Source organism: Paraburkholderia sp. CNPSo 3281, from assembly GCF_024206515.1.
Lineage (GTDB): Bacteria > Pseudomonadota > Gammaproteobacteria > Burkholderiales > Burkholderiaceae > Paraburkholderia > Paraburkholderia nodosa.
This window is the reverse complement of sequence record NZ_JAMBPS010000029.1, coordinates 55,196-73,831: the sequence shown is the minus strand read 5'-3', so window position 1 is coordinate 73,831 and position 18,636 is coordinate 55,196. Positions and strand designations below refer to the sequence as shown.

The following is an 18,636-nucleotide window of genomic DNA, read 5'->3' as shown; positions in this document are numbered from 1 at the left end:
TCACGATCAACATCGGTAAGCCCATGGACTTGTCTCAGGTTTCCTCCTCCGCGAAGGCCCGGCGCGCCGAACGTGCGCTGGTGGCCAATGCCGCTGTGGCGCACGGCGCCGCGAGTGCCCGCGATCCCCTCGCCGACGCCCTGTTCGACGAACGCCCCTTCCTGCGCCGCCTGACGGTGGTCGACTGGCTGTTCGCGCTGGCGCTCGTGGCGGGCGCGGGCTTCGCGCTCTCGCGCTACCACGCGCACATGAACTATTACGACAAGCTGGTGCTCGGCGGTACGACGCCGGCGCTCGTCGTACTGGGCTGGCGCTGGAAGCCGGCGCGGTTGCTCATGGCCGGCATCGCGGTGCTCGCACTTTTCGCGCTCCAGATCTACCAGGGCGACCTCGCGCGCGCGGATCAGGCGTTCTTCCTCAAGTATTTCCTGTCCAGCCAGTCGGCCATTCTGTGGATGAGCGCGCTGTTCGTGCTCGCCACGCTGTTCTACTGGATCGGCCTGCTCTCTCGCTCGCCCTCGGGCGGGTCGATCGGCTCGAAGCTCACGTGGGCGGCGGTGCTCATGGGCTTCGTCGGCCTGATGGTGCGCTGGTACGAGTCCTACCTCATCGGCGCGGACGTCGGGCACATTCCCATCTCGAACCTCTACGAAGTGTTCGTGCTGTTCAGCCTCATCACCGCGCTCTTCTATCTGTATTACGAAAAGCACTACAACACGCGTGCGCTCGGCGCGTTCGTGCTGCTCGTGATCAGCGCGGCCGTGGGTTTCCTCATGTGGTACTCGATCTCGCGCGACGCGCAGCAGATCCAGCCGCTCGTGCCCGCGCTGCAGAGCTGGTGGATGAAGATCCACGTGCCGGCGAACTTCATCGGCTACGGCAGCTTCGCGCTTTCGGCCATGGTGGGCGTGGCGTACATCATGAAGGAGCGCGGCGTGCTGGCGGATCGTCTGCCCGCGCTCGAGGTGCTCGACGACGTCATGTACAAGTCGATCGCCGTGGGTTTCGCCTTCTTCACCATCGCGACCATTCTCGGCGCACTGTGGGCGGCGCAGGCCTGGGGCGGCTACTGGAGCTGGGACCCGAAGGAAACCTGGGCGCTGATCGTGTGGCTCAACTACGCGGCCTGGCTGCATATGCGCCTCATGAAGGGCCTGCGAGGCGGCGTGGCGGCCTGGTGGGCGCTGACGGGTCTACTTGTCACGACCTTCGCGTTCCTTGGCGTGAACATGTTCCTTTCGGGCCTGCACAGTTACGGCAAGCTGTAACCGAATCCGCTCTCAAGACGAATTAACCGTCGGATGCCTCGCGCTCCGACGGTTTTTTTTGGGCCGCCGGGAAGTTTTCTGCGAATTGCGCGTTTGCCCGCTTGAGGTCATCCAGTCGATCCATGTCGTGCACAGCACGGCAGGACGGGTCAAGATACGATCAATGTGCTGGCGGCGCACGCCACGCAAAAAGCAGGAGCAGCGATATGTGGATCAAGCGGAGCAGCAGGATCTTGCTCAACGGTGACGACATCCCCGCGAGCGAAATCACGCCGCAAAGGGTGTACGAACAGCGTCGGCGCATTCTGCGGGCTGCGGGCGCGCTCGCGCTCGGCGGCATCGCGGGGCCGTTCAGTGCAACGCAGGCGCTTGCGGAATACGCCCCCGGCGACCCGAAGGCGCAGAAGCTCGCCGCGCAGACGAACACGAAGTTCGTCGCGCTCGACAAGGTCACGCCCTACAAGGACATCACGACCTATAACAACTTCTACGAATTCGGCACCGACAAGGGCGATCCGGCTCAAAACGCGCACACGCTGCGGCCGCGTCCGTGGAAGCTGAGCGTCGAGGGCGAGGTGAAGAATCCGAAGGTCTATGACATCGACGAGATCCTCAAGCTCGCGCCGCTCGAAGAGCGCGTGTACCGGCATCGTTGCGTGGAGGGCTGGTCGATTGTCGTGCCGTGGATCGGTGTTTCGCTTTCCGAACTGATCCGCCGTGCGCAGCCCACGGGCAACGCGCGCTACGTGCAGTTCATCACGCTCGCCGACCCCTCGCAAATGCCGGGCCTCGCCGAGCCGATTCTCGACTGGCCCTATTCCGAAGGCCTGCGCATGGACGAAGCGATGAATCCGCTCACGCTGCTCACGGTGGGCCTCTACGGCCAGGTGCTGCCGAACCAGAACGGCGCACCGGTGCGCGTGATCGTGCCGTGGAAGTACGGCTTCAAGAGCGCGAAGTCGCTGGTGAAGATCCGCTTCGTCGCGAACCAGCCGCCCACGAGCTGGAACAAGTACGCACCGAGCGAGTACGGCTTTTATTCGAACGTGAATCCGAACGTCGATCACCCGCGCTGGAGCCAGGCCACGGAGCGGCGCATCGGCGAGGACGGCTTCTTCCAGCCCAAGCGCAAGACACTCATGTACAACGGCTACGGCGACCTCGTCGCGTCGATGTATCAGGGCATGGATCTGCGCAAGAACTTCTGAGCAACGAGCTTGATGGAGCGAGAGATGGAATCGACGACGACACCGCAGGCCGCCGCACGCGTGGGGGCGGGGCAGACGCGTCCTGCGCGAAAGGCCGGTGCGGCGAGCGTGACGGGCCCGCGCTGGCTGCCGTGGGCGAAGGCGGCGGTGTTCGTCGCGGCGTTGTATCCGCTCGCGCGCCTCGTGCTGTTCGGCTTCACAGACGGGCTCGGTGCGAATCCGATCGAGTTCATCACGCGGTCCACGGGCCTGTGGACGCTGGTGTTCCTCTGCATCACACTTGCGGTCACGCCGCTGCGACGACTCACGGGCTGGAATACGCTGATCCGCTTTCGGCGCATGCTGGGCCTCTTCGCGTTTTTCTACGCGACGCTGCACTTCACGACCTACATCTGGTTCGACAAGTGGTTCGACGTCGCCGCGATGTTCAAGGACGTGGGCAAGCGGCCGTTCATCACGGTGGGTTTCGCGGCGTTCGTGCTGCTGATTCCGCTCGCCGTGACGTCCACGCGCGCGATGGCGCGTCGGCTCGGACGCCGCTGGCAGACGCTGCATCGGCTCATCTACGCGATCGGCGTGCTGGCGATCCTGCACTTCTGGTGGATGAAGGCGGGCAAGCACGACCTCGTGCTGCCCAAGCTCTACGGCGCGATCATGCTGGCGCTGCTCGGCTGGCGCGTGGCCGTGTGGCTGCTTGCGCGCTGGCGTGCTTCGCGCGCGGGTGCGCGCGCCGCGTAGGTACACCGCGCGCAGGCAGGCAAATAAAAAGCGACGCCGTGGCGTCGCTTTTTTACATGGGCGAGCGGACGAAAGACTCAGTCCGGCAGCACGCGCTCGCTCGCGAACAACTGCGCCACGTTTTCGCGCTCGCGCGCGAGATGTACGCGCTTGCCGTCGACCATCACTTCGGCCGCGCGCGCACGCGTGTTGTAGTTCGAGCTCATTACGAAGCCGTATGCGCCCGCGGAGCGGATCGCGAGCACGTCGCCCGGTTCGATCGCGAGCGAGCGGGCGCGGCCCAGCCAGTCGCCGCTTTCGCACACTGGGCCGACCACGTCGTAGGTCTGCGGCGCGGACTGACGCGCAACGACTGGTTCCATCGCGTGATACGCGTCGTACATGGCCGGACGGGCGAGGTCGTTCATTGCGGCGTCGACGATCGCGAAGTTCTTTTCCGAGCCCGGCTTCAGGAACTCGACCGTGGTGAGCAGGATGCCCGCATTGCCCACGAGGGAGCGGCCCGGCTCGAAGTACACCTCGCGCGTCTTGCCCGTTTTCGCGCCATACGCCTCGATGTGGTCGAGCACCGTGCGCACGAACTCGCCGATGTCGGGCGGCGTTTCGTCGTCGTAGGTGATGCCGAGGCCGCCGCCCACGTCGATGTGGCGGATACTCACGCCGTCCGCTTCGATCTGGTCGACGAGTTCGAGCAGCTTGTCGATGGCGTCGAGATACGGCGCGATTTCGGTGATCTGCGAGCCGATGTGGCAGTCGATGCCGACCACGTCCAGGTGCGCCATGGCCGCGGCGGCGCGATAGGTCGCGCGCGCTTGCTCGAATGCCACGCCGAACTTGTTCGCCTTCAGGCCGGTGGAAATGTACGGATGCGTTTTCGGATCGACGTCCGGGTTCACGCGCAGCGAAACTGGCGCCTTCTTGCCGAGCTTGCCCGCCACGTCGTTGAGGCGGTCGAGTTCAGGGATCGATTCGACGTTGAAGCACTTCACGCCCGCTTCGAGCGCCTCGCGCATTTCGCCGGCGGTCTTGCCGACGCCCGAGAACACCACGTCCTGCGCTTTACCGCCTGCCGCGAGCACGCGGGCGAGCTCGCCTGCCGAAACGATGTCGAAGCCCGCGCCTTCGCGCGCGAACACGTTGAGCACGGCGAGGTTGCTGTTCGCCTTGACCGCGACGTGCACCTTGGCGCGGCGGCCGGCGCAGGCGTCGGCGTAGGCGTGCCATGCGGCGGTGAGCGCCGTGCGCGAATACACATAGAGCGGCGTGCCGTACTGTGCGGCGAGATCTGCGGCCGAGACGCCTTCTACGAAGAGCGTGCCGTTATCGCGGTGAAAAGCGGACTGGGTCATGCGAGCGTTTTACTGGGTTGGCGTGGCGTCGGAAGCCGCTTGCGGGCTGCCGGTGGTCGCGGGTGTCGTGCCGAGTTCGGTGTCCGGGGACAACGAGAGCGGCGTGCCGGAGGTGTCCGGAATCGTGCCGACGGGTGCCGAAGCCGACTCGGGAGCACTCGCGGGCGCGCTTGCAGGCGTCGCGCCGGTTTCCGGCTGCGTGGTTTCGAAATTGGGCTTGGGCGGAAGCGGCGGCACGGTGGGCATATAGAGCGCGCCGCGCTGGCCGCAGCCTGCGAGCGTGACGGCACCGATCGCAAAAGCCGCTAAAATCGCGCGGGGCGTCCATGCGCTGGGGGCCGCTGCGCGCGTCCGGAAAATGACACGCATAATTGTCCCTGAATGAATAACCGGTGGAGTTTAGCATGCCAGACAATGACTACCTGAGCCGCGCGGAGGCCGTGCTGGCGGCCGTGGAGCGGGCCGTGGACGAGGCCGAAGCGGACATCGAACTGGAGCGCAGCGGCAACGTTCTGACGCTCGAATTCGAGAATCGCACGAAGATCATCGTGAACTTGCAGCCGCCGATGCGCGAAATCTGGATCGCGGCGAAGGCTGGCGGTTTCCACTATCGCTTCATCGACGGCGAATGGCGCGACACGCGCACAGGCACCGAATTCTTCTCGGCGCTCACGGCCTATGCAACGGAGCAGGCGGGCGAGCCGGTGCGGTTCGAGCCGTAAACGCGCAAGCGTGAGTTCGGAAAATAAATGGGCGCCAGTCGAAAGACTGGCGCCCATTTATCATTGCCACCGCTGCGGCGAGCCTCAGTGCCCGCGGAACAGGTTCATGATGTCTTCCTTCTCCTTCGCATTCACGTGCTCCGGCGTGGGCGTGGCGCCCGCATCGGCGCCACCCGCGCCCGATGCGCCGCTCGCCGACGCCTCGAGCGCCGCCTGACTGATGCCCACGGTCGAGACGAAGCCGTGGCCCGGCGTGGCGTCTGCGTAGTAGAGCTCGTCGCCGAGCGTGACGATGCCGTCCGGCATCGCCATCCTGTACTCGGGCACGCCGTTGAGCGCCTTCTGCATGTAGTCGATCCAGACCGGCAGCGCGAGACCGCCGCCCGTTTCCTTGTCGCCGAGGCTGCGCGGGTTGTCGTAGCCGATCCACGCGATCGCGGCCAGCGTGTGCTGAAAGCCCGCGAACCACGCGTCGCGCGAGTCGTTGGTCGTGCCGGTCTTGCCGCCCAGGTCGGTGCGCTTGAGGACGTTCGATTTCGCGCCCGTGCCGCGCTGCGCGACGCTCTGCAACAGGCTGTTCATGATGTACGCGTTACGCGGGTCGATGGCGCGCGGCGCGTTCTGCTCGGCCACGAGCGGCTGCGCCTGGGCGACCACCATGCCGCGCTGGTCGGTGACCTCGGCGATCAGATACGGATTCACGCGATACCCGCCGTTGGCGAACACCGAGTAGCCGGCGGCCATCTGCAACGGTGTGACGAGACCCGCGCCGAGCGCCATCGGCAGGTAGGCGGGATGCCGGTCGGCGTCGAAGCCGAAGTGCGTGATGTACTGCTGCGCGTACTTCGTGCCGATGTGGTTGAGAATACGGATCGACACGAGGTTCTTCGACTTCATGAGCGCCGTACGCATGCTCATGGGGCCGTCGAAGCCGCCGCCGTAGTTCTTCGGCTCCCATGGCTGGCCGCCCGTTTCGGCGGCGCTGAAGAAGAGCGGCGCGTCGTTGATGACGGTCGCCGGCCCGAGCCCCTTGTCGAGCGACGCCGAGTAGATGAACGGCTTGAAGCTCGAACCCGGCTGACGCCACGCCTGGGTGGCGTGGTTGAACTTGTTCTTGTTGAAGTCGAAGCCGCCCACGAGCGCGCGGATCGCGCCGTCCTGCGGCACGATCGAGATGAACGCGCCTTCGATTTGCGGCAGCTGCGTGATCGACCACTCGCCCGCGTTGTTGCGCGCGATGCGGATGATCGCGCCCGGCCGGATCTTCTGCGACGGCTGCGCGCGCGCGGAGAGCGCGAACTGCGCGAAGCGCAGCCCGTCGCCGGTGATGCTCGTGGTGTTGCCGTCCATGAGGGTGGCTTTCACTTCCTTCGGGCTCGCCGCCGTCACCACTGCCGCCACGAGTTCGCCGTTGTCGGGGTGCTCGACGAGCGCGTCGTCGATGGCCTGCTCGCGCTCGTCGCTGTCCGTGGGCAGGTCGATGAACGCCTCGGGCCCGCGGTAGCCGTGGCGCCGCTCGTAGTCCATCAGCCCCTTGCGCAGCGCGCGATAGGCGACGTCCTGATCGGCGGAGTCGATGGTGGTGACGACGTTCAGTCCGCGCGTGTACGCCTCTTCGTGGTACTGCGCGTACATCATCTGGCGCACCATTTCCGCGACGTACTCGGCGTGGACGCTGAATTCCTTGCCCGCGCCCTTGACGACGAGCGGCTGCGCCGCAGCCTCGTCGTACTGCTGCTGCGTGATGTAGTGCAGTTCGAGCATGCGCTGCAGAATGTACTCCTGGCGCACCTTCGCCCGCTTCGGATTGACGACCGGGTTGTAGGCCGACGGCGCCTTGGGCAACCCGGCCAGCATCGCGCACTCGGCGAGCGTGAGGTCTTTCAGATCCTTGCCGAAGTACACGCGCGCGGCGCTCGCGAAGCCATACGCGCGCTGGCCCAGATAGATCTGATTCATGTACACCTCGAGAATCTGATCCTTCGAGAGCTTCGACTCGATCTTGTAGGCGAGCAGCATCTCGTAAATCTTGCGCGTGTAGGTCTTTTCGCTCGAAAGGAAGAAGTTGCGCGCCACCTGCATGGTGATCGTGCTGGCGCCCTGGGTGGCGTGGCCATTGGTCAGCGCGACGAAGCCCGCGCGCGCGATGCCGGCGAGATCGACGCCGCCGTGATCGTAGAAGCGCGCGTCTTCGATGGCCAGAATGGCCTTCTTGAGGTTGTCGGGCACGTCCTTGAAATGGACGACGTCGCGCCGCTCCTCGCCGAATTCGCCGATCAGCACGTGGTCGCGCGTGTAGATGCGCAGCGGCACCTTCGGACGATAGTCGGTGAGCGCCTCGAGCGACGGCAGGTTGGGCGTCGCCACGACGAGCGCGTAGCCGAGCACCAGCGCCACGCAAACCACGCCGGCGAAGATGAGGCCGAAAAAGGCGATCAGCAGCGTGGCCCACCACGGGCGCTTGCGCCGCCGGGGCGGCTCGGGCGGGGTGGAAGGCGGTACGGACGAAGGAAGCTGATCTTGCATACGAACACCAGAAAAACGGTCCCGCGATTATAGCCGTCGCTCGCCCGCTGGCTTTCGAGATGCTTACATGGACGGCGCATGCGAGCACGCAACCCGTTATTTCTGTCGACGCTTTTGCTGACACTTATTGCTGATATTCGCACTGTAGACGCGCCCCTCGCGCGTGGATAGCGCTGGCGGCGACCGTTGGCCGTTCGGCCGAGTATTCGTGCGCCGCCCCGGTTCGCACAATTTCTCTATCGACGCGCTGCGAACGGTTCGTGGCGCACGGACGTACGGGAGGGATGCGATGGGTTTCGGGAATCCGCTGTTGTTGGGCGCTCGCCGTTTTGCCGCGGGTGTGGATTTAAGCGCGCGCGGGGTCACGCTGGCGGTGTTGAGCCAGCGCATTGTCGGGGCGGGGCCGGTCCGCCTCGAATGGCTGGCGAGCGCGCCGCTCGCGCGCGAGGCGCTCGCCGGCGCGGAGATCGTCGACCGGGCGGCCATCGTCGCGGCGCTTCGCAGCGTGTTTGGCGAGTTGCCGCGCGCCAGCGCCGCGGCGTCGCTGCGGTGTGCCATGGCGCTGCCCACGAGCGCGACGCTCGTCGCGACCGTGCCGCTCGCGCGTCTTGCACCGGCGGGTGCGATGGACGAGTCGGGTATTCACGCGGCGCTCGAGCCGCTCGTGCTGGCGGAGGCGGAACGCGTGGCGGGCGTGGAGCGCGGCGAGCTGGCGGTCGACTGGAGCGTGCTGCCGGCCACGCCGCGCAGCCACGAAGCGCAGGTGACGATCGCGGCGACGGCGCGGCAGCATCTCGAAGCGCGCATCGAGTGTGCGGCCATGGCCGGCATCACGCTGTGCGCCGTGGACGGCGAGGCGCACGCCGCGTTGCGCGCCATGCGGCACGCGGCGGTGTACGAGTTGCCGCCGCACGAACCCTGGGTGGCGATCTGGGTCGGCCCGGAAGGCGTGCACGGCTGGTTGCTCGTCGACGACTCGGTCATCCGGCACATGCGCTTTCCCGCGCTCGAACATGCCGATCTCGTGGAGGCGTTGCGCGACCTCGTCGACGGCGAGCAGGCCGGCTGCGTGCAGGTCTCGGGCGAGCTTGCCATGCTGCGCGGCGCGAACTTCACGATGGCCGACATCGGCGACGCGCTGGGCGCGCCAGTGCTGCCGTTCGAATGCGCACCGCTGGCCGACATCGAGTGGCCGCTCGCAGCGACGCTGTTGCATGATCCGGCGTGCGCGGTGGCGTTCGGACTCGCGTTGCGCGGGGTGGCGCAATGACGCTCGCGCGCGCCGTGCGCGTATTGCCGGGCCGGGCCGTCGGCGGGTTCAATCTGCTGCCATGGCGGCGGCGTGCGATCCGCAAGCGGCGTTGCTGGCGCCTGCTCGAATGGGGCGCCGCCGTGCTTGGCGGGTGCGCGTGCGCGCTGGGTGTCGTGCTTTGGCAGCGCGTCGAATGCAACGCGCTCGAGGCTCGGCGCGAGGCGCTGGAACGGCCGCTGGCGCAGTGGCGCACGCCGCTCGCGGAGGCGCAGCGCCTCGTGCGGGAGAGCGAAGCGCGGCGCGCCGGCGATCGACTGGCCCGGCAGCACGCGCGGGCAACGGCGCGCTTTTTTGCCCTCGCGGACGCGTTGGCAAGCGACCCTCTGCCGGGCGTCGGCTTGCAGCAACTCGCGCAGTCCGCCGATGAAACCGATCTGCAGGCGAGCGTGGTGGACGAATCGGCAGCTGCGGCGTGGCTCGGACGGCTGCGCTCGCTGCCCGATGTCGAGGCCGTGAGCGTGCGCGAACTCAAGCGCGGCGCGCCGGCTGGCGCTGCACGCGGGAGCGCGCCCGGCGGCGAGCCGATTCGCGTGGCGGCTCATCTCGTCTGGCAAGGCGCGAGCACCGTGCCGCGGGCCGGCGCACCGCGAGCGCACGAGGTGCCGCGAGCGTCGAGCGGCGTCGCAGCGAAGGAGGCGACATGAGCACGATGCCTGCGCACGCTGGACAGGAGCGGGCGCTCGTTTCGGCTCAGTCAGGCGCGGGCAACGCATTGCGCGGGTGGCCGCCGCTGCACGCATGGGGTACGCGCCGCCGCCAGGCTGTCGCGTTGACGATTGCTGTGCTCGCTCTCGCCACCGCGAGCGGCGCGTGCATCGTCGGGGATCCGCTTGGTGTGCATGCAGCGCGCGCCGCGCTGGAAGCCGCTCAAAGGCGCTACGGCGACGCCCGGCAAGTCCTGGCGCGCCTGCCCGCGCTGCGCGAAGCCGCGGCGCGAACGACTTCGCGTGCGCGGCGTGCGGGCAATTCCGCCGACGACATTCGCCGCACCTCGCAACTCGCCGCGCAATCGGGCCTCGTGCTGCATGCGCTGGAGCCAGGCGTTGCGGGCGGCGCGCAAGCCGAGGCGTTCCGGTCGATCAAGCTGGTCGCGCAAGGCAGCTTCGCGCAACTGCGCGGACTGCTCGAAGGGTTGGCGCGCGAGCCGGCGCTCACGGTGCCATTCGAGCTGGCAATCCGGCGCATCGGAACCGGCTTGTCGGTCTCGGCAACATTGCGTGTGTACGATGCGCTTCCCGCCGTGCCGCTGGCGGCAGCTCCCGCAGCGGCGGCTCGCGATCCCTTCACTCATGCGGCTGCGGCCGGGAGGGCGGAAGACGGGTGGCGTCTTGCCGGCATCCTCCAGGATCGGCAGCGCATCCTCGCGCTCGTGGAGACGCCCGAGGGCATCGTGACCGCGCAGGCGGGCGAGGCGATCGGCGACGCTCGCGTGCTGGCAATCGGGCCGGCGCGGGTCGTCGTCGCGGCAGGTGGGACGACGCGCGCGCTCGGCTGGGCGGAGCCGGCGAAATGAGCGCGCTCAAGTGGAACGTTGCTGCACTCGCCGCGTTGATGGTGAGCGTCGCCGCGTGCGCTGCATGGGCCGCTGTGCCGTCGCCTCGACCAGGGTGGGCACGTTCGCCGGCGCCGCTCGCGCGCTACGAAGTGCCGCCGTTGCCCGATGGGGCGGGGGAGCCCGCAGCAAATCAGTGGGTCGCCAATCCGTTCATGGGTGGCAGCGATGCCCCAACGACCGAAGTCGCGCCCGGGGACGTTTCGCGGGCAGACGCGGACGGCGACGCTGGCGTGTCCCAACGCGCCGCCCCGCCTACGCGCGATCCCGGCAGCGACGCGCCAGCGGCTGGGCTGCTCGAAGGGCCGCCCGTACCCATGCGCGCGCCGATGCGCCTCGGCGACACCGCGGCAGCAAACGATGGGTTGCCGCCAGACCGGCCGATCACGCTCAACTTCCAGCGCGCTGAACTCACGGCCGTGCTGCACGCGTTCGCCCAGTTCACGAAGCTCAATATCGTCGCAAGCGAGCGTGCGCGTGGCCAGGTGACGTTGCGCCTCGACCGCGTGCCGTGGCGTACCGCGTTCGACTTGCTGCTGGAGGCAAACGGCCTTGCGATGTCGCGCATCGGCGACGTGATCTGGGTCGCGGCCGCCGCGGAGGTGGCGGCGCGCGAGCGGCAGCGTTACGAAGCGCACGCCCGGGCCACGGAGCTGGAGCCGCTCGCGAGCCGCTCGTTCGAGTTGCAATACGCACGCGCCGAGGATGTGCGCCGCTTCCTGACCGGCTCGGGCACACAGCGCGCACTGTCGAAGCGCGGCACGGCGGTGGCGGACGCGCGCACGAACCTTCTGTTCGTCACCGACCTGCCGGCGCGACTCGACCAGATCGGCGAACTCGTGTGGCGGCTCGACGCGCCCGCGCGTCAGGTGCTGATCGAGGCCCGCATCGTCGAGGGAGAGGAGGGGCTATCGCGCGAGCTGGGCGTACGTCTTGGCGTGACGCCGGTGAACGTGGACGGCACGACGGCCCGCGGCTTGACCACCAGAGCCGACGGCACGGTGTACAACCTCGCGGCGGGCCCGATCTCCGGCTTCGAGGCCGCAGGCCTTGGGCTGACGTTGCTGGCCGCGCGCGCCACGCGCCTGCTCGACATCCAGTTAAGCGCGCTCGAGGCCGAGGGGCGCGGGCGCGTGGTGTCGAGTCCGCGCGTCGTCACCGCCGACCGCACGAAGGCCGTCGTCGAGCAGGGCACCGAGCTGCCATATCAGGCCAAGGTCGGGCAGGGCGTTTCGGGCGTACAGTTCCGGCGCGCCAGCCTGAAACTCGAAGTCGAGCCGCAGATCACACCCGATGGCCGCGTGATACTCGACCTCGATGTGGCGAAGGACAGTGTCGGCGAGCAAACGGCCGCCGGGCCTGCGATCAACACCAAACACGTGCAGACGCGAGTGGAAATCGAGGACGGCGGGACGGTCTCGATTGGCGGCATCGACGCGACGGATGACCGCGATGATGTGACGCGCGTGCCACTCCTGGGCAAAATACCGGTTCTGGGCGCGCTTTTTTCGCACCGCGCGCACCGGGATAAGCGCAGCGAGCTGGTGGTTTTCATCACGCCGCGTGTCGTGGAGTCAAATTGACCCTCATTGATCGGGCGAACCGGCCGCAAGCGGGCAGCCGCATGCTTGCGGGGCCGGAACGACGGGGCCGCAGGCTCGACAACGCCGCCGCTTTGCCAGTAAGCTGCGGCACCAACCTTTCGTAGGAATCGCTGCAAGTGCGGGACGCAAACGCCAATGTATTTTTCGTAGGGCTCATGGGCGCCGGCAAGACGACCGTGGGCCGGGCGGTCGCGCGCCGGCTGGAGCGTCCGTTCTTCGACTCCGATCACGAGATCGAGGCGCGCACGGGCGCGCGCATCCCGGTGATCTTCGAACTCGAAGGCGAGGCGGGCTTTCGCGACCGCGAGGCCCAGATGATCGAAGAGCTCACGGGGCGCGAAGGCATCGTCCTCGCGACCGGCGGCGGCGCGGTGCTGCGGCCCGAGAATCGCGCGGCGCTCAAGGCGCGCGGCTTCGTCGTATATCTGCGCGCGCATCCGCACGACCTGTGGCTGCGCACGCGGCGCGACAAGAATCGCCCGCTCCTGCAAACCGAAGACCCCAAGGCGCGGCTCGAAGCGCTGTACGAAGTACGCGACCCGCTGTATCGCGAAATCGCGGATTTCGTGATCGAAACGGGCCGGCCTTCCGTCAACGGACTCGTCAACATGGTGCTGATGCAGCTCGACATGGCCGGCGTCGTGCGGGCCACGGCGCGCGAGTAGGGCGCAGGTCGCGCAGTAAGTCGCGTAGTGAGTCGTGCAGCAGGCAGCGCATCGGAAACCCACAAGATTCAGAGCATGATTACCGTCAATGTCGAACTGGGCGACCGCGCCTACCCCATCCATATCGGCTCCGGCCTGATCGGTCAGACGGCGCTCTTCGCGCCCCATATCGCCGGCAAGTCGGTGACGATCGTGACGAACACCGTCGTCGACCCGCTCTACGGCGAGACGCTGCGCACCGCCCTCGCGCCGCTCGGCAAGGACGTCAACACGGTGGTGCTGCCCGATGGCGAGGCGCACAAGAACTGGGAAACGCTCAACGAGATCTTCGACGCGCTGCTCACCTCGCGCGCCGACCGCAAGACCACGCTCATCGCGCTGGGCGGCGGCGTGACGGGCGACATGACGGGCTTCGCGGCCGCCTGCTACATGCGCGGCGTGCCGTTCGTCCAGGTGCCGACCACGCTGCTTTCGCAGGTCGATTCGTCGGTGGGCGGCAAGACGGGCATCAATCATCCGCTCGGCAAGAACATGATCGGCGCGTTCTACCAGCCGCAGGCCGTGATCGCCGATATCGGCGCGCTTGCCACGCTGCCCGAGCGCGAGCTGGCGGCGGGCGTTGCCGAGGTCATCAAGACCGGCGCGATTGCCGACGCCGAATTCTTCGACTGGATCGAAGCCAACGTCGAATCGCTCAACCGCTGCGAGCCCGAAGCGCTCGCGCACGCGGTCAAGCGCTCGTGCGAGATCAAGGCATCGGTCGTGGCCGCCGACGAGCGCGAGGGTGGCCTGCGCGCCATCCTCAACTTCGGCCATACGTTCGGCCATGCGATTGAGGCCGGGCTCGGCTACGGCGAGTGGCTGCACGGCGAGGCGGTGGGTTGCGGCATGGTGATGGCGGCGGATCTCTCGGTGCGCATGGGCATGCTGGACGAAGCCTCGCGCACGCGCCTCGTGCGCGTGGTCGAGGCCGCGAAGCTGCCGGTGCGTGCGCCCGCGCTCGGCGCCGAACGCTACGTCGAGCTGATGCAGGTCGACAAGAAGGCCGAGGGCGGGGCGATCAAGTTCATCCTGCTCAAGCGCTTTGGCGAGACGCACATCGGCCGCGCGCCCGACGAAGCCGTGCAGGCCACGCTCGCCGCCGCGACGCAGAACTGAGGCGGCGCCGGCAACAACCCCTTGCGGAGGAACGGTGAGCGACACCCGCAGCGATAACCGCAGTGATCCCCGTAGTGTTCAGGAAGGTAGCGACGCGCATGGTGGCGACGCCAGCGCCGCGCTGGTCGCGTCATTCGAGGCGGGCCTCGCGCCTTACGCGGCGCACGCCTCGCGCTCGCGCGGGCGGCGCTTTCCCGAGCCGCCGCCCGCCGCGCGCAGCGAGTTCCAGCGCGACCGCGACCGCATCGTCCATTCCACGGCGTTTCGCCGCCTCGAGTACAAGACCCAGGTGTTCGTGAATCACGAGGGCGATCTCTTTCGCACGCGGCTCACGCACAGCCTGGAAGTCGCGCAGATCGCCCGCTCGGTCGCCCGCAACCTGCGCGTGAACGAAGATCTGGTCGAGGCGATCTCGCTCGCCCACGACCTCGGCCATACGCCGTTCGGCCATGCGGGCCAGGACGCGCTCAACGAGTGCATGCGCGAGCACGGTGGCTTCGAGCACAATCTCCAGAGCCTCGCGGTCGTGGACGAGCTCGAAGAGCATTACGGCGCGTTCGACGGCCTGAACCTGTGCTTCGAGACGCGCGAAGGCATTCTCAAGCACTGTTCGCGCGAGCATGCGCGGCATCTGGGCGATCTGGGCGAGCGTTTTCTGCTCGGCCGGCAGCCGTCGATCGAAGCGCAGATCGCCAACATTGCCGACGAAATCGCCTACAACAACCACGACGTCGACGACGGCTTGCGCTCGGGTCTGCTCGCCATCGAGCAGCTCGCCGAGGTCGAACTCTGGCAAACGCACTACGATGCCGCACGCGCCGAATATCCGCAGATCGAGGGCCGCCGGCTGGTTCACGAGACCGTGCGGCGCATCATCAACACGCTGATCGTCGATCTGATCGGGCAGACGCGGCGCAATCTCGCCGAGTGCGCGCCGCAGTCGCTCGACGACGTGCGCTCGGCGCCTGCGCTCGTCGCGCACAGCGAGCGTGTGGCCGCGCAGGCGGCTGCGCTCAAACGCTTCCTCTACCGCAACCTGTACCGCCACTACCGCGTGATGCGCATGGCCAACAAGGCGCGGCGCGTGGTGAAGGGGCTGTTCGAGGCGTTCAGCGAAGACTCGCGCCTGTTGCCGCCGCCGTACCAGACGCAGGACGCCGCCGTGCAGCCGCGGCTGATCGCGCATTACATCGCGGGCATGACCGACCGCTATGCCCTGAAGGAGTACCGCCGTCTCTTCGTCGTCGCCGACGACGTTTGACGGCGCGGCTCGCCCCATCTCACCGCCCCTGCGGATTCCGGGAGCCCATTTGATCAAGTCCTGGCCGTACCCGCGCGTGGCCGCGCACCGAGGGGGCGGCACGCTCGCGCCCGAGAACACGCTGGCGGGTCTGCACACCGGCGCGAGCCTCGGCCATACGATGGTCGAGTTCGACGCGAGGCTGTCCGTCGACAACGTCGCGTTCCTGCTCCACGACGACACGGTGAACCGCACGTCGAACGGGCAGGGCGCTGCGGCGTGCATGCGCTACGTGGAACTTGCCACGCTGGACGCGGGCAGCTGGCGGGATGCGCGTTTTGCGGGCGAGCCGATGCCCACGCTCGCTCAAGTCGCAGCGTGCTGTCGTGAGCTGGGGCTGTCGGCGAACGTCGAGGTCAAGCCCTGCGCGGGCCGCGACGTGGAGACAGGGCGCATGGTCGGCGCCGAAACGGCGCGCCTGTGGGCGCAAGAAGCGCAGGCAGGTATGCCGCCTTTGCTCTCGTCGTTTTCCTACGCGGCACTCGAGGCGGCGCGCGAGAGCGCGCCGGAACTGCCGCGCGGCCTGCTATTCGAGCGCGTGCCCGCCGACTGGCGCGAGCAGACCGCGGCGCTCGAATGTGTGTCGCTCCATGCGAGCTATCGCCATCTCGACGAGGCGCTCGTCGAGCGCATCAAGTCGGCGGGGCTTTTCATCCTCGCCTATACGGTGAACGACCTCGAGCGCGCTCGCCAGCTCGTGAGCTGGGGCGTCGATACGGTCTGTACCGACCGTATCGACCTGATCGGGCCGCACGCGCTCGACGCCTGAGGCCCCAAGCCGGGCGGCCAGCGCCCGGATCCTCATTCAGCGGCGCGCGAGCAGCGCGCCCACTACCAGCGCCACGCCGCCGACGATCGCGACGGCCTGCCAGGGATTGCGGTGCACGTAGTCGTCCGCGCTGGCGATGGCCGCGTCAGTATGGTCACGCGCGGCTGCACGCGCCACTTCGAGCCGCTCGCGGGCGGCGTCGAGACGCTTGCGGATGTCGTCGCGCAGCGCGGCAGCATCGGCCTGGGTTCCTTCGCCCAGCGTGTTTTCCAGCTCGGCGAGCAGATCACGCAACTCGTCGGTGATATCGGCGGCGGCGCTGCGGCCGCGGCGCGCGATGCGCCGCGCGTGTCGGCTCGTGCGCGTCCAGGAATCTCCGAGGGCTTCTCGCGTGTTCGGAAAGGCGCTCATGTATGGCTCCGTCGTTGAAAAGTCACAGGTAAAAGGCTCGCCGCGGCGCGCACGAAAAAGGGCGCGGGAGCGAGAGCCGGAGTGCAAGTATTGCGCAATTCCAGTGCCCGAGCCTCGAACGAGCGCAGTGAGCCGGGCGCAAACGCCCGCCAGGCGGGGCTTCGCTCTCTGGTGACAAAACAGGTGATTACGGGGACAGCACGCTTTTTCGCAGAGGCATAGAATCAGGATAAGCCCATGCGGAGGCGGAAAAAATCGATGGAGACGCGAAGACGGGAAGGGCACGGCCGGGCGGGAAACGCCGCCCTCCGCCAGACGCCGCAAGGGCGAGGCGAAGGGCCGGCGCGAGGTAGTGCGGGGCGCCGCAGCGCGTTAGAAGTTGTAGCCGACCTTCAGGTACGTCACGAGCGGGTTCAGGTGAATCTTCGATTCTGCGATTCGCTGGGTGCCGAACTGGTTGTTCAGCGTCGTGTGGTACGTGGCCGTCACGTTGATCGGAATGTACGAGAGCGAGAAACCGGCGAACCAGTGCTTCGTGAAGTTGTAGTTGAAGCCCAGGTTAAACACGGGGGCCCAGGAACGATCCGTCGAAACACTGGTCGGACCCCCAAGCACACCCTGTTCGAAGGAGCCGTTGGTGATCTTCGCGTCCGTGAACCAGGCGTAGGTCACGCCGATGCCGAGGTAAGGACGGAATTTTGCTTCCGGGCTGTTGAAGTAGTACTTGAACAGCAGCGCGGGACTCCACAGTTTTGCCGAGCCGACCTTGCCGAAGCTGCTGAAGCTGCCGCCGCCGGAAATATCGAACTTCGGCGGAATGCCCAGTTCGGCTTCGGTAGCGAAGTGGTCGGTGATGTAGTAGCCGAGGGAGAAACCCACGGTGTCGGCCGAGCCGACACTGGCGCCCGTATTCGGAATGGCCATGTTGACGGGCGTGCCGCCGACGCTGTCGATCTTGAGCGAATCGCTGGTGTCCTGCGGCATGAAGCGGAACCAGCCGGTGGTGACGTAGAACGTGTTTGCGGATTGTGCGTGTGCTGCCGTGAAACTGGCGAGCGCGGCGACCCCTGCCAGCGCCTGTTTTAATTTCATATTAATTGCTCCTCCATGAAAGGCCCGCTCATTATGAACACAACGTTTGCAACAAACCAGACGCGACCGTTAGAGCTTTTTTACTAAGCGCCGCGAGCTTTCCGCCGAAGCCGCATGCCAGCGAGAACTAGCGCTGGTGGGGCCTGGCGGGTCTGCGGGTATTCACCAACGGAACCAGGAAAATCGAGCATGGCACGGCTTGCACGTCTTTATGTTCCCGATCAGCCACAGCATGTGATCCTGCGCGGACTCGATCAGCAGCCCGCGTTCGTCGATGACCAGGACTACGAACTGTTCATCGACTGCCTGAAGGCCGCGGCGCGCGATCATCATCTGGCGGTTCATGCGTGGGTTTTGATGCCCGGCGCGGTGCAACTGCTCGTCACGCCTTCCGACGAATCCAGCCTGCCCAAGGCAATGCAGGCGGTCGGCCGGCGCTACGTGGCGCATTTCAACCGGCGCTATGCGCGTCGCGGCACGCTCTGGGAGGGGCGCTACCGCGCGACGGTCATCGAGGGCGAGCGCTTCTTCCTGCTGGCGAGCCGCGTCGTCGAGCTCGCACCGGTGCGCAGCCACCTCGTGACGGCGCCCGAAGACTATCGATGGTCGAGCTACCGGCATCACATCGGCCTGACCGTCGACAGCCTGATCACCGACCATCCGCTCTACTGGGCGCTCGGCAATACGCCGTTCGAGCGTCAGCGCGCGTATCGCGAACTCTGCGAGCAGGTGCTCGACGAGCGCGAAACGACGCAGCTCATGCAGGCCACGCTCAAGGGCTGGGTGCTCGGCAGCGACACTTATCGCGATTGGGCGTCGCGCACGGCGAACCGGCGCGTCTCGCCGCTGCCGCGCGGGCGCCCGCGCAAGGTGCGCGAAGCGCCGGGCACGCCCGCGGCAACGCCGGGCCCCATTGGCGCGGCGGCCACCGCGAGCGCGGCTTCGACGCCTGCGGCCGGATC

17 protein-coding genes and 2 pseudogenes are annotated in these 18,636 nt (G+C 67.3%); 13 read left to right on the top strand and 6 right to left on the bottom strand.

Annotation, left to right across the window (positions count from 1 at the left end; translation table 11 throughout):
• Positions 1-23 precede the first annotated feature (23 nt).
• The 3 genes from ccsB to msrQ all read left to right on the top strand — a co-directional run bounded on the left by ccsB (position 24) and on the right by msrQ (position 3,214).
• Positions 24-1,268: a c-type cytochrome biogenesis protein CcsB gene (ccsB, locus tag M3I56_RS25060; protein ID WP_254356242.1), complete on the top strand. Its 1,245-nt coding sequence runs from the start codon at positions 24-26 to the stop codon at positions 1,266-1,268.
• Between the two features lie 206 nt (positions 1,269-1,474).
• Positions 1,475-2,476 (top strand): protein-methionine-sulfoxide reductase catalytic subunit MsrP, encoded by a 1,002-nt coding sequence (msrP, locus tag M3I56_RS25055; RefSeq protein WP_254356241.1) that lies wholly within the window; start codon positions 1,475-1,477, stop codon positions 2,474-2,476.
• Between the two features lie 12 nt (positions 2,477-2,488).
• Complete coding sequence (msrQ, locus tag M3I56_RS25050) at positions 2,489-3,214, top strand: protein-methionine-sulfoxide reductase heme-binding subunit MsrQ (protein ID WP_254356240.1); 726 nt, start codon at positions 2,489-2,491, stop codon at positions 3,212-3,214.
• A 77-nt stretch (positions 3,215-3,291) separates the two neighbouring features.
• Here the strand turns inward: msrQ and lysA are convergent, their stop codons facing one another.
• The 3 genes and pseudogenes from lysA to M3I56_RS41410 form a co-directional block, all read right to left on the bottom strand.
• The gene (lysA, locus tag M3I56_RS25045; protein WP_254356239.1) at positions 3,292-4,563 is read right to left on the bottom strand and encodes a diaminopimelate decarboxylase; all 1,272 of its coding nucleotides are present in this window, start codon (positions 4,561-4,563) and stop codon (positions 3,292-3,294) included.
• Between the two features lie 9 nt (positions 4,564-4,572).
• Positions 4,573-4,809 (bottom strand): hypothetical protein, encoded by a 237-nt coding sequence (locus tag M3I56_RS25040; RefSeq protein WP_309249181.1) that lies wholly within the window; start codon positions 4,807-4,809, stop codon positions 4,573-4,575.
• A pseudogene (locus M3I56_RS41410) lies at positions 4,810-4,932 on the bottom strand (lipoprotein); the annotation flags it as partial. It abuts the gene before it with no gap.
• Between the two features lie 35 nt (positions 4,933-4,967).
• Here M3I56_RS41410 and cyaY point away from each other — a divergent pair.
• Complete coding sequence (gene cyaY, locus M3I56_RS25035; protein ID WP_028206540.1) at positions 4,968-5,285, top strand: iron donor protein CyaY; 318 nt, start codon at positions 4,968-4,970, stop codon at positions 5,283-5,285.
• An 84-nt stretch (positions 5,286-5,369) separates the two neighbouring features.
• Here the strand turns inward: cyaY and M3I56_RS25030 are convergent, their stop codons facing one another.
• Entirely contained in the window at positions 5,370-7,811 is a 2,442-nt protein-coding gene (locus M3I56_RS25030; RefSeq protein ID WP_254356237.1) for a penicillin-binding protein 1A, read from the bottom strand.
• Positions 7,812-8,100: 289 nt separating this feature from the next.
• Here M3I56_RS25030 and pilM point away from each other — a divergent pair, with 289 nt between their 5' ends.
• From pilM to ugpQ, 8 genes are all read left to right on the top strand, one after another.
• The gene (gene pilM / locus M3I56_RS25025) at positions 8,101-9,081 is read left to right on the top strand and encodes a type IV pilus biogenesis protein PilM (RefSeq protein ID WP_254356236.1); all 981 of its coding nucleotides are present in this window, start codon (positions 8,101-8,103) and stop codon (positions 9,079-9,081) included.
• Positions 9,078-9,767, top strand: a complete 690-nt coding sequence (locus M3I56_RS25020; RefSeq protein ID WP_254356235.1) for a fimbrial assembly protein — start codon at positions 9,078-9,080, stop codon at positions 9,765-9,767. The genes pilM and M3I56_RS25020 overlap by 4 nt, the downstream gene beginning before the upstream one ends.
• Positions 9,764-10,636: a hypothetical protein gene (locus M3I56_RS25015; RefSeq protein ID WP_254356234.1), complete on the top strand. Its 873-nt coding sequence runs from the start codon at positions 9,764-9,766 to the stop codon at positions 10,634-10,636. The genes M3I56_RS25020 and M3I56_RS25015 overlap by 4 nt, the downstream gene beginning before the upstream one ends.
• Positions 10,633-12,258, top strand: a complete 1,626-nt coding sequence (gene pilQ / locus M3I56_RS25010; protein WP_254356233.1) for a type IV pilus secretin PilQ — start codon at positions 10,633-10,635, stop codon at positions 12,256-12,258. Before M3I56_RS25015 ends, pilQ begins: the two co-directional genes overlap by 4 nt.
• A 131-nt stretch (positions 12,259-12,389) precedes the next feature.
• Positions 12,390-12,944: a shikimate kinase AroK gene (aroK, locus tag M3I56_RS25005; protein WP_028206544.1), complete on the top strand. Its 555-nt coding sequence runs from the start codon at positions 12,390-12,392 to the stop codon at positions 12,942-12,944.
• 75 nt (positions 12,945-13,019) lie between these two features.
• Entirely contained in the window at positions 13,020-14,102 is a 1,083-nt protein-coding gene (gene aroB, locus M3I56_RS25000) for a 3-dehydroquinate synthase (protein WP_254356232.1), read from the top strand.
• Between the two features lie 34 nt (positions 14,103-14,136).
• Positions 14,137-15,363, top strand: a complete 1,227-nt coding sequence (locus M3I56_RS24995) for a deoxyguanosinetriphosphate triphosphohydrolase (protein ID WP_375541784.1) — start codon at positions 14,137-14,139, stop codon at positions 15,361-15,363.
• 52 nt (positions 15,364-15,415) lie between these two features.
• A complete protein-coding gene (ugpQ, locus tag M3I56_RS24990) occupies positions 15,416-16,171 on the top strand; it encodes a glycerophosphodiester phosphodiesterase (protein ID WP_375541785.1) in 756 nt (251 codons plus the stop codon).
• Between the two features lie 36 nt (positions 16,172-16,207).
• On the opposite strand, the gene M3I56_RS24985 is transcribed toward ugpQ, so the two are convergent.
• Together M3I56_RS24985 and M3I56_RS24980 are read right to left on the bottom strand one after the other, a co-directional pair.
• Positions 16,208-16,582, bottom strand: a complete 375-nt coding sequence (locus M3I56_RS24985; protein ID WP_028206548.1) for a YqjD family protein — start codon at positions 16,580-16,582, stop codon at positions 16,208-16,210.
• A 372-nt stretch (positions 16,583-16,954) separates the two neighbouring features.
• A complete protein-coding gene (locus M3I56_RS24980) occupies positions 16,955-17,674 on the bottom strand; it encodes an OmpW family protein (protein WP_254356230.1) in 720 nt (239 codons plus the stop codon).
• A gap of 189 nt (positions 17,675-17,863) precedes the next feature.
• On the opposite strand from M3I56_RS24980, the pseudogene M3I56_RS24975 reads away from it, so the two are divergent.
• Positions 17,864-18,553: pseudogene (locus M3I56_RS24975) on the top strand (transposase); the annotation flags it as partial.
• Between the last annotated feature and the right edge of the window lie 83 nt (positions 18,554-18,636).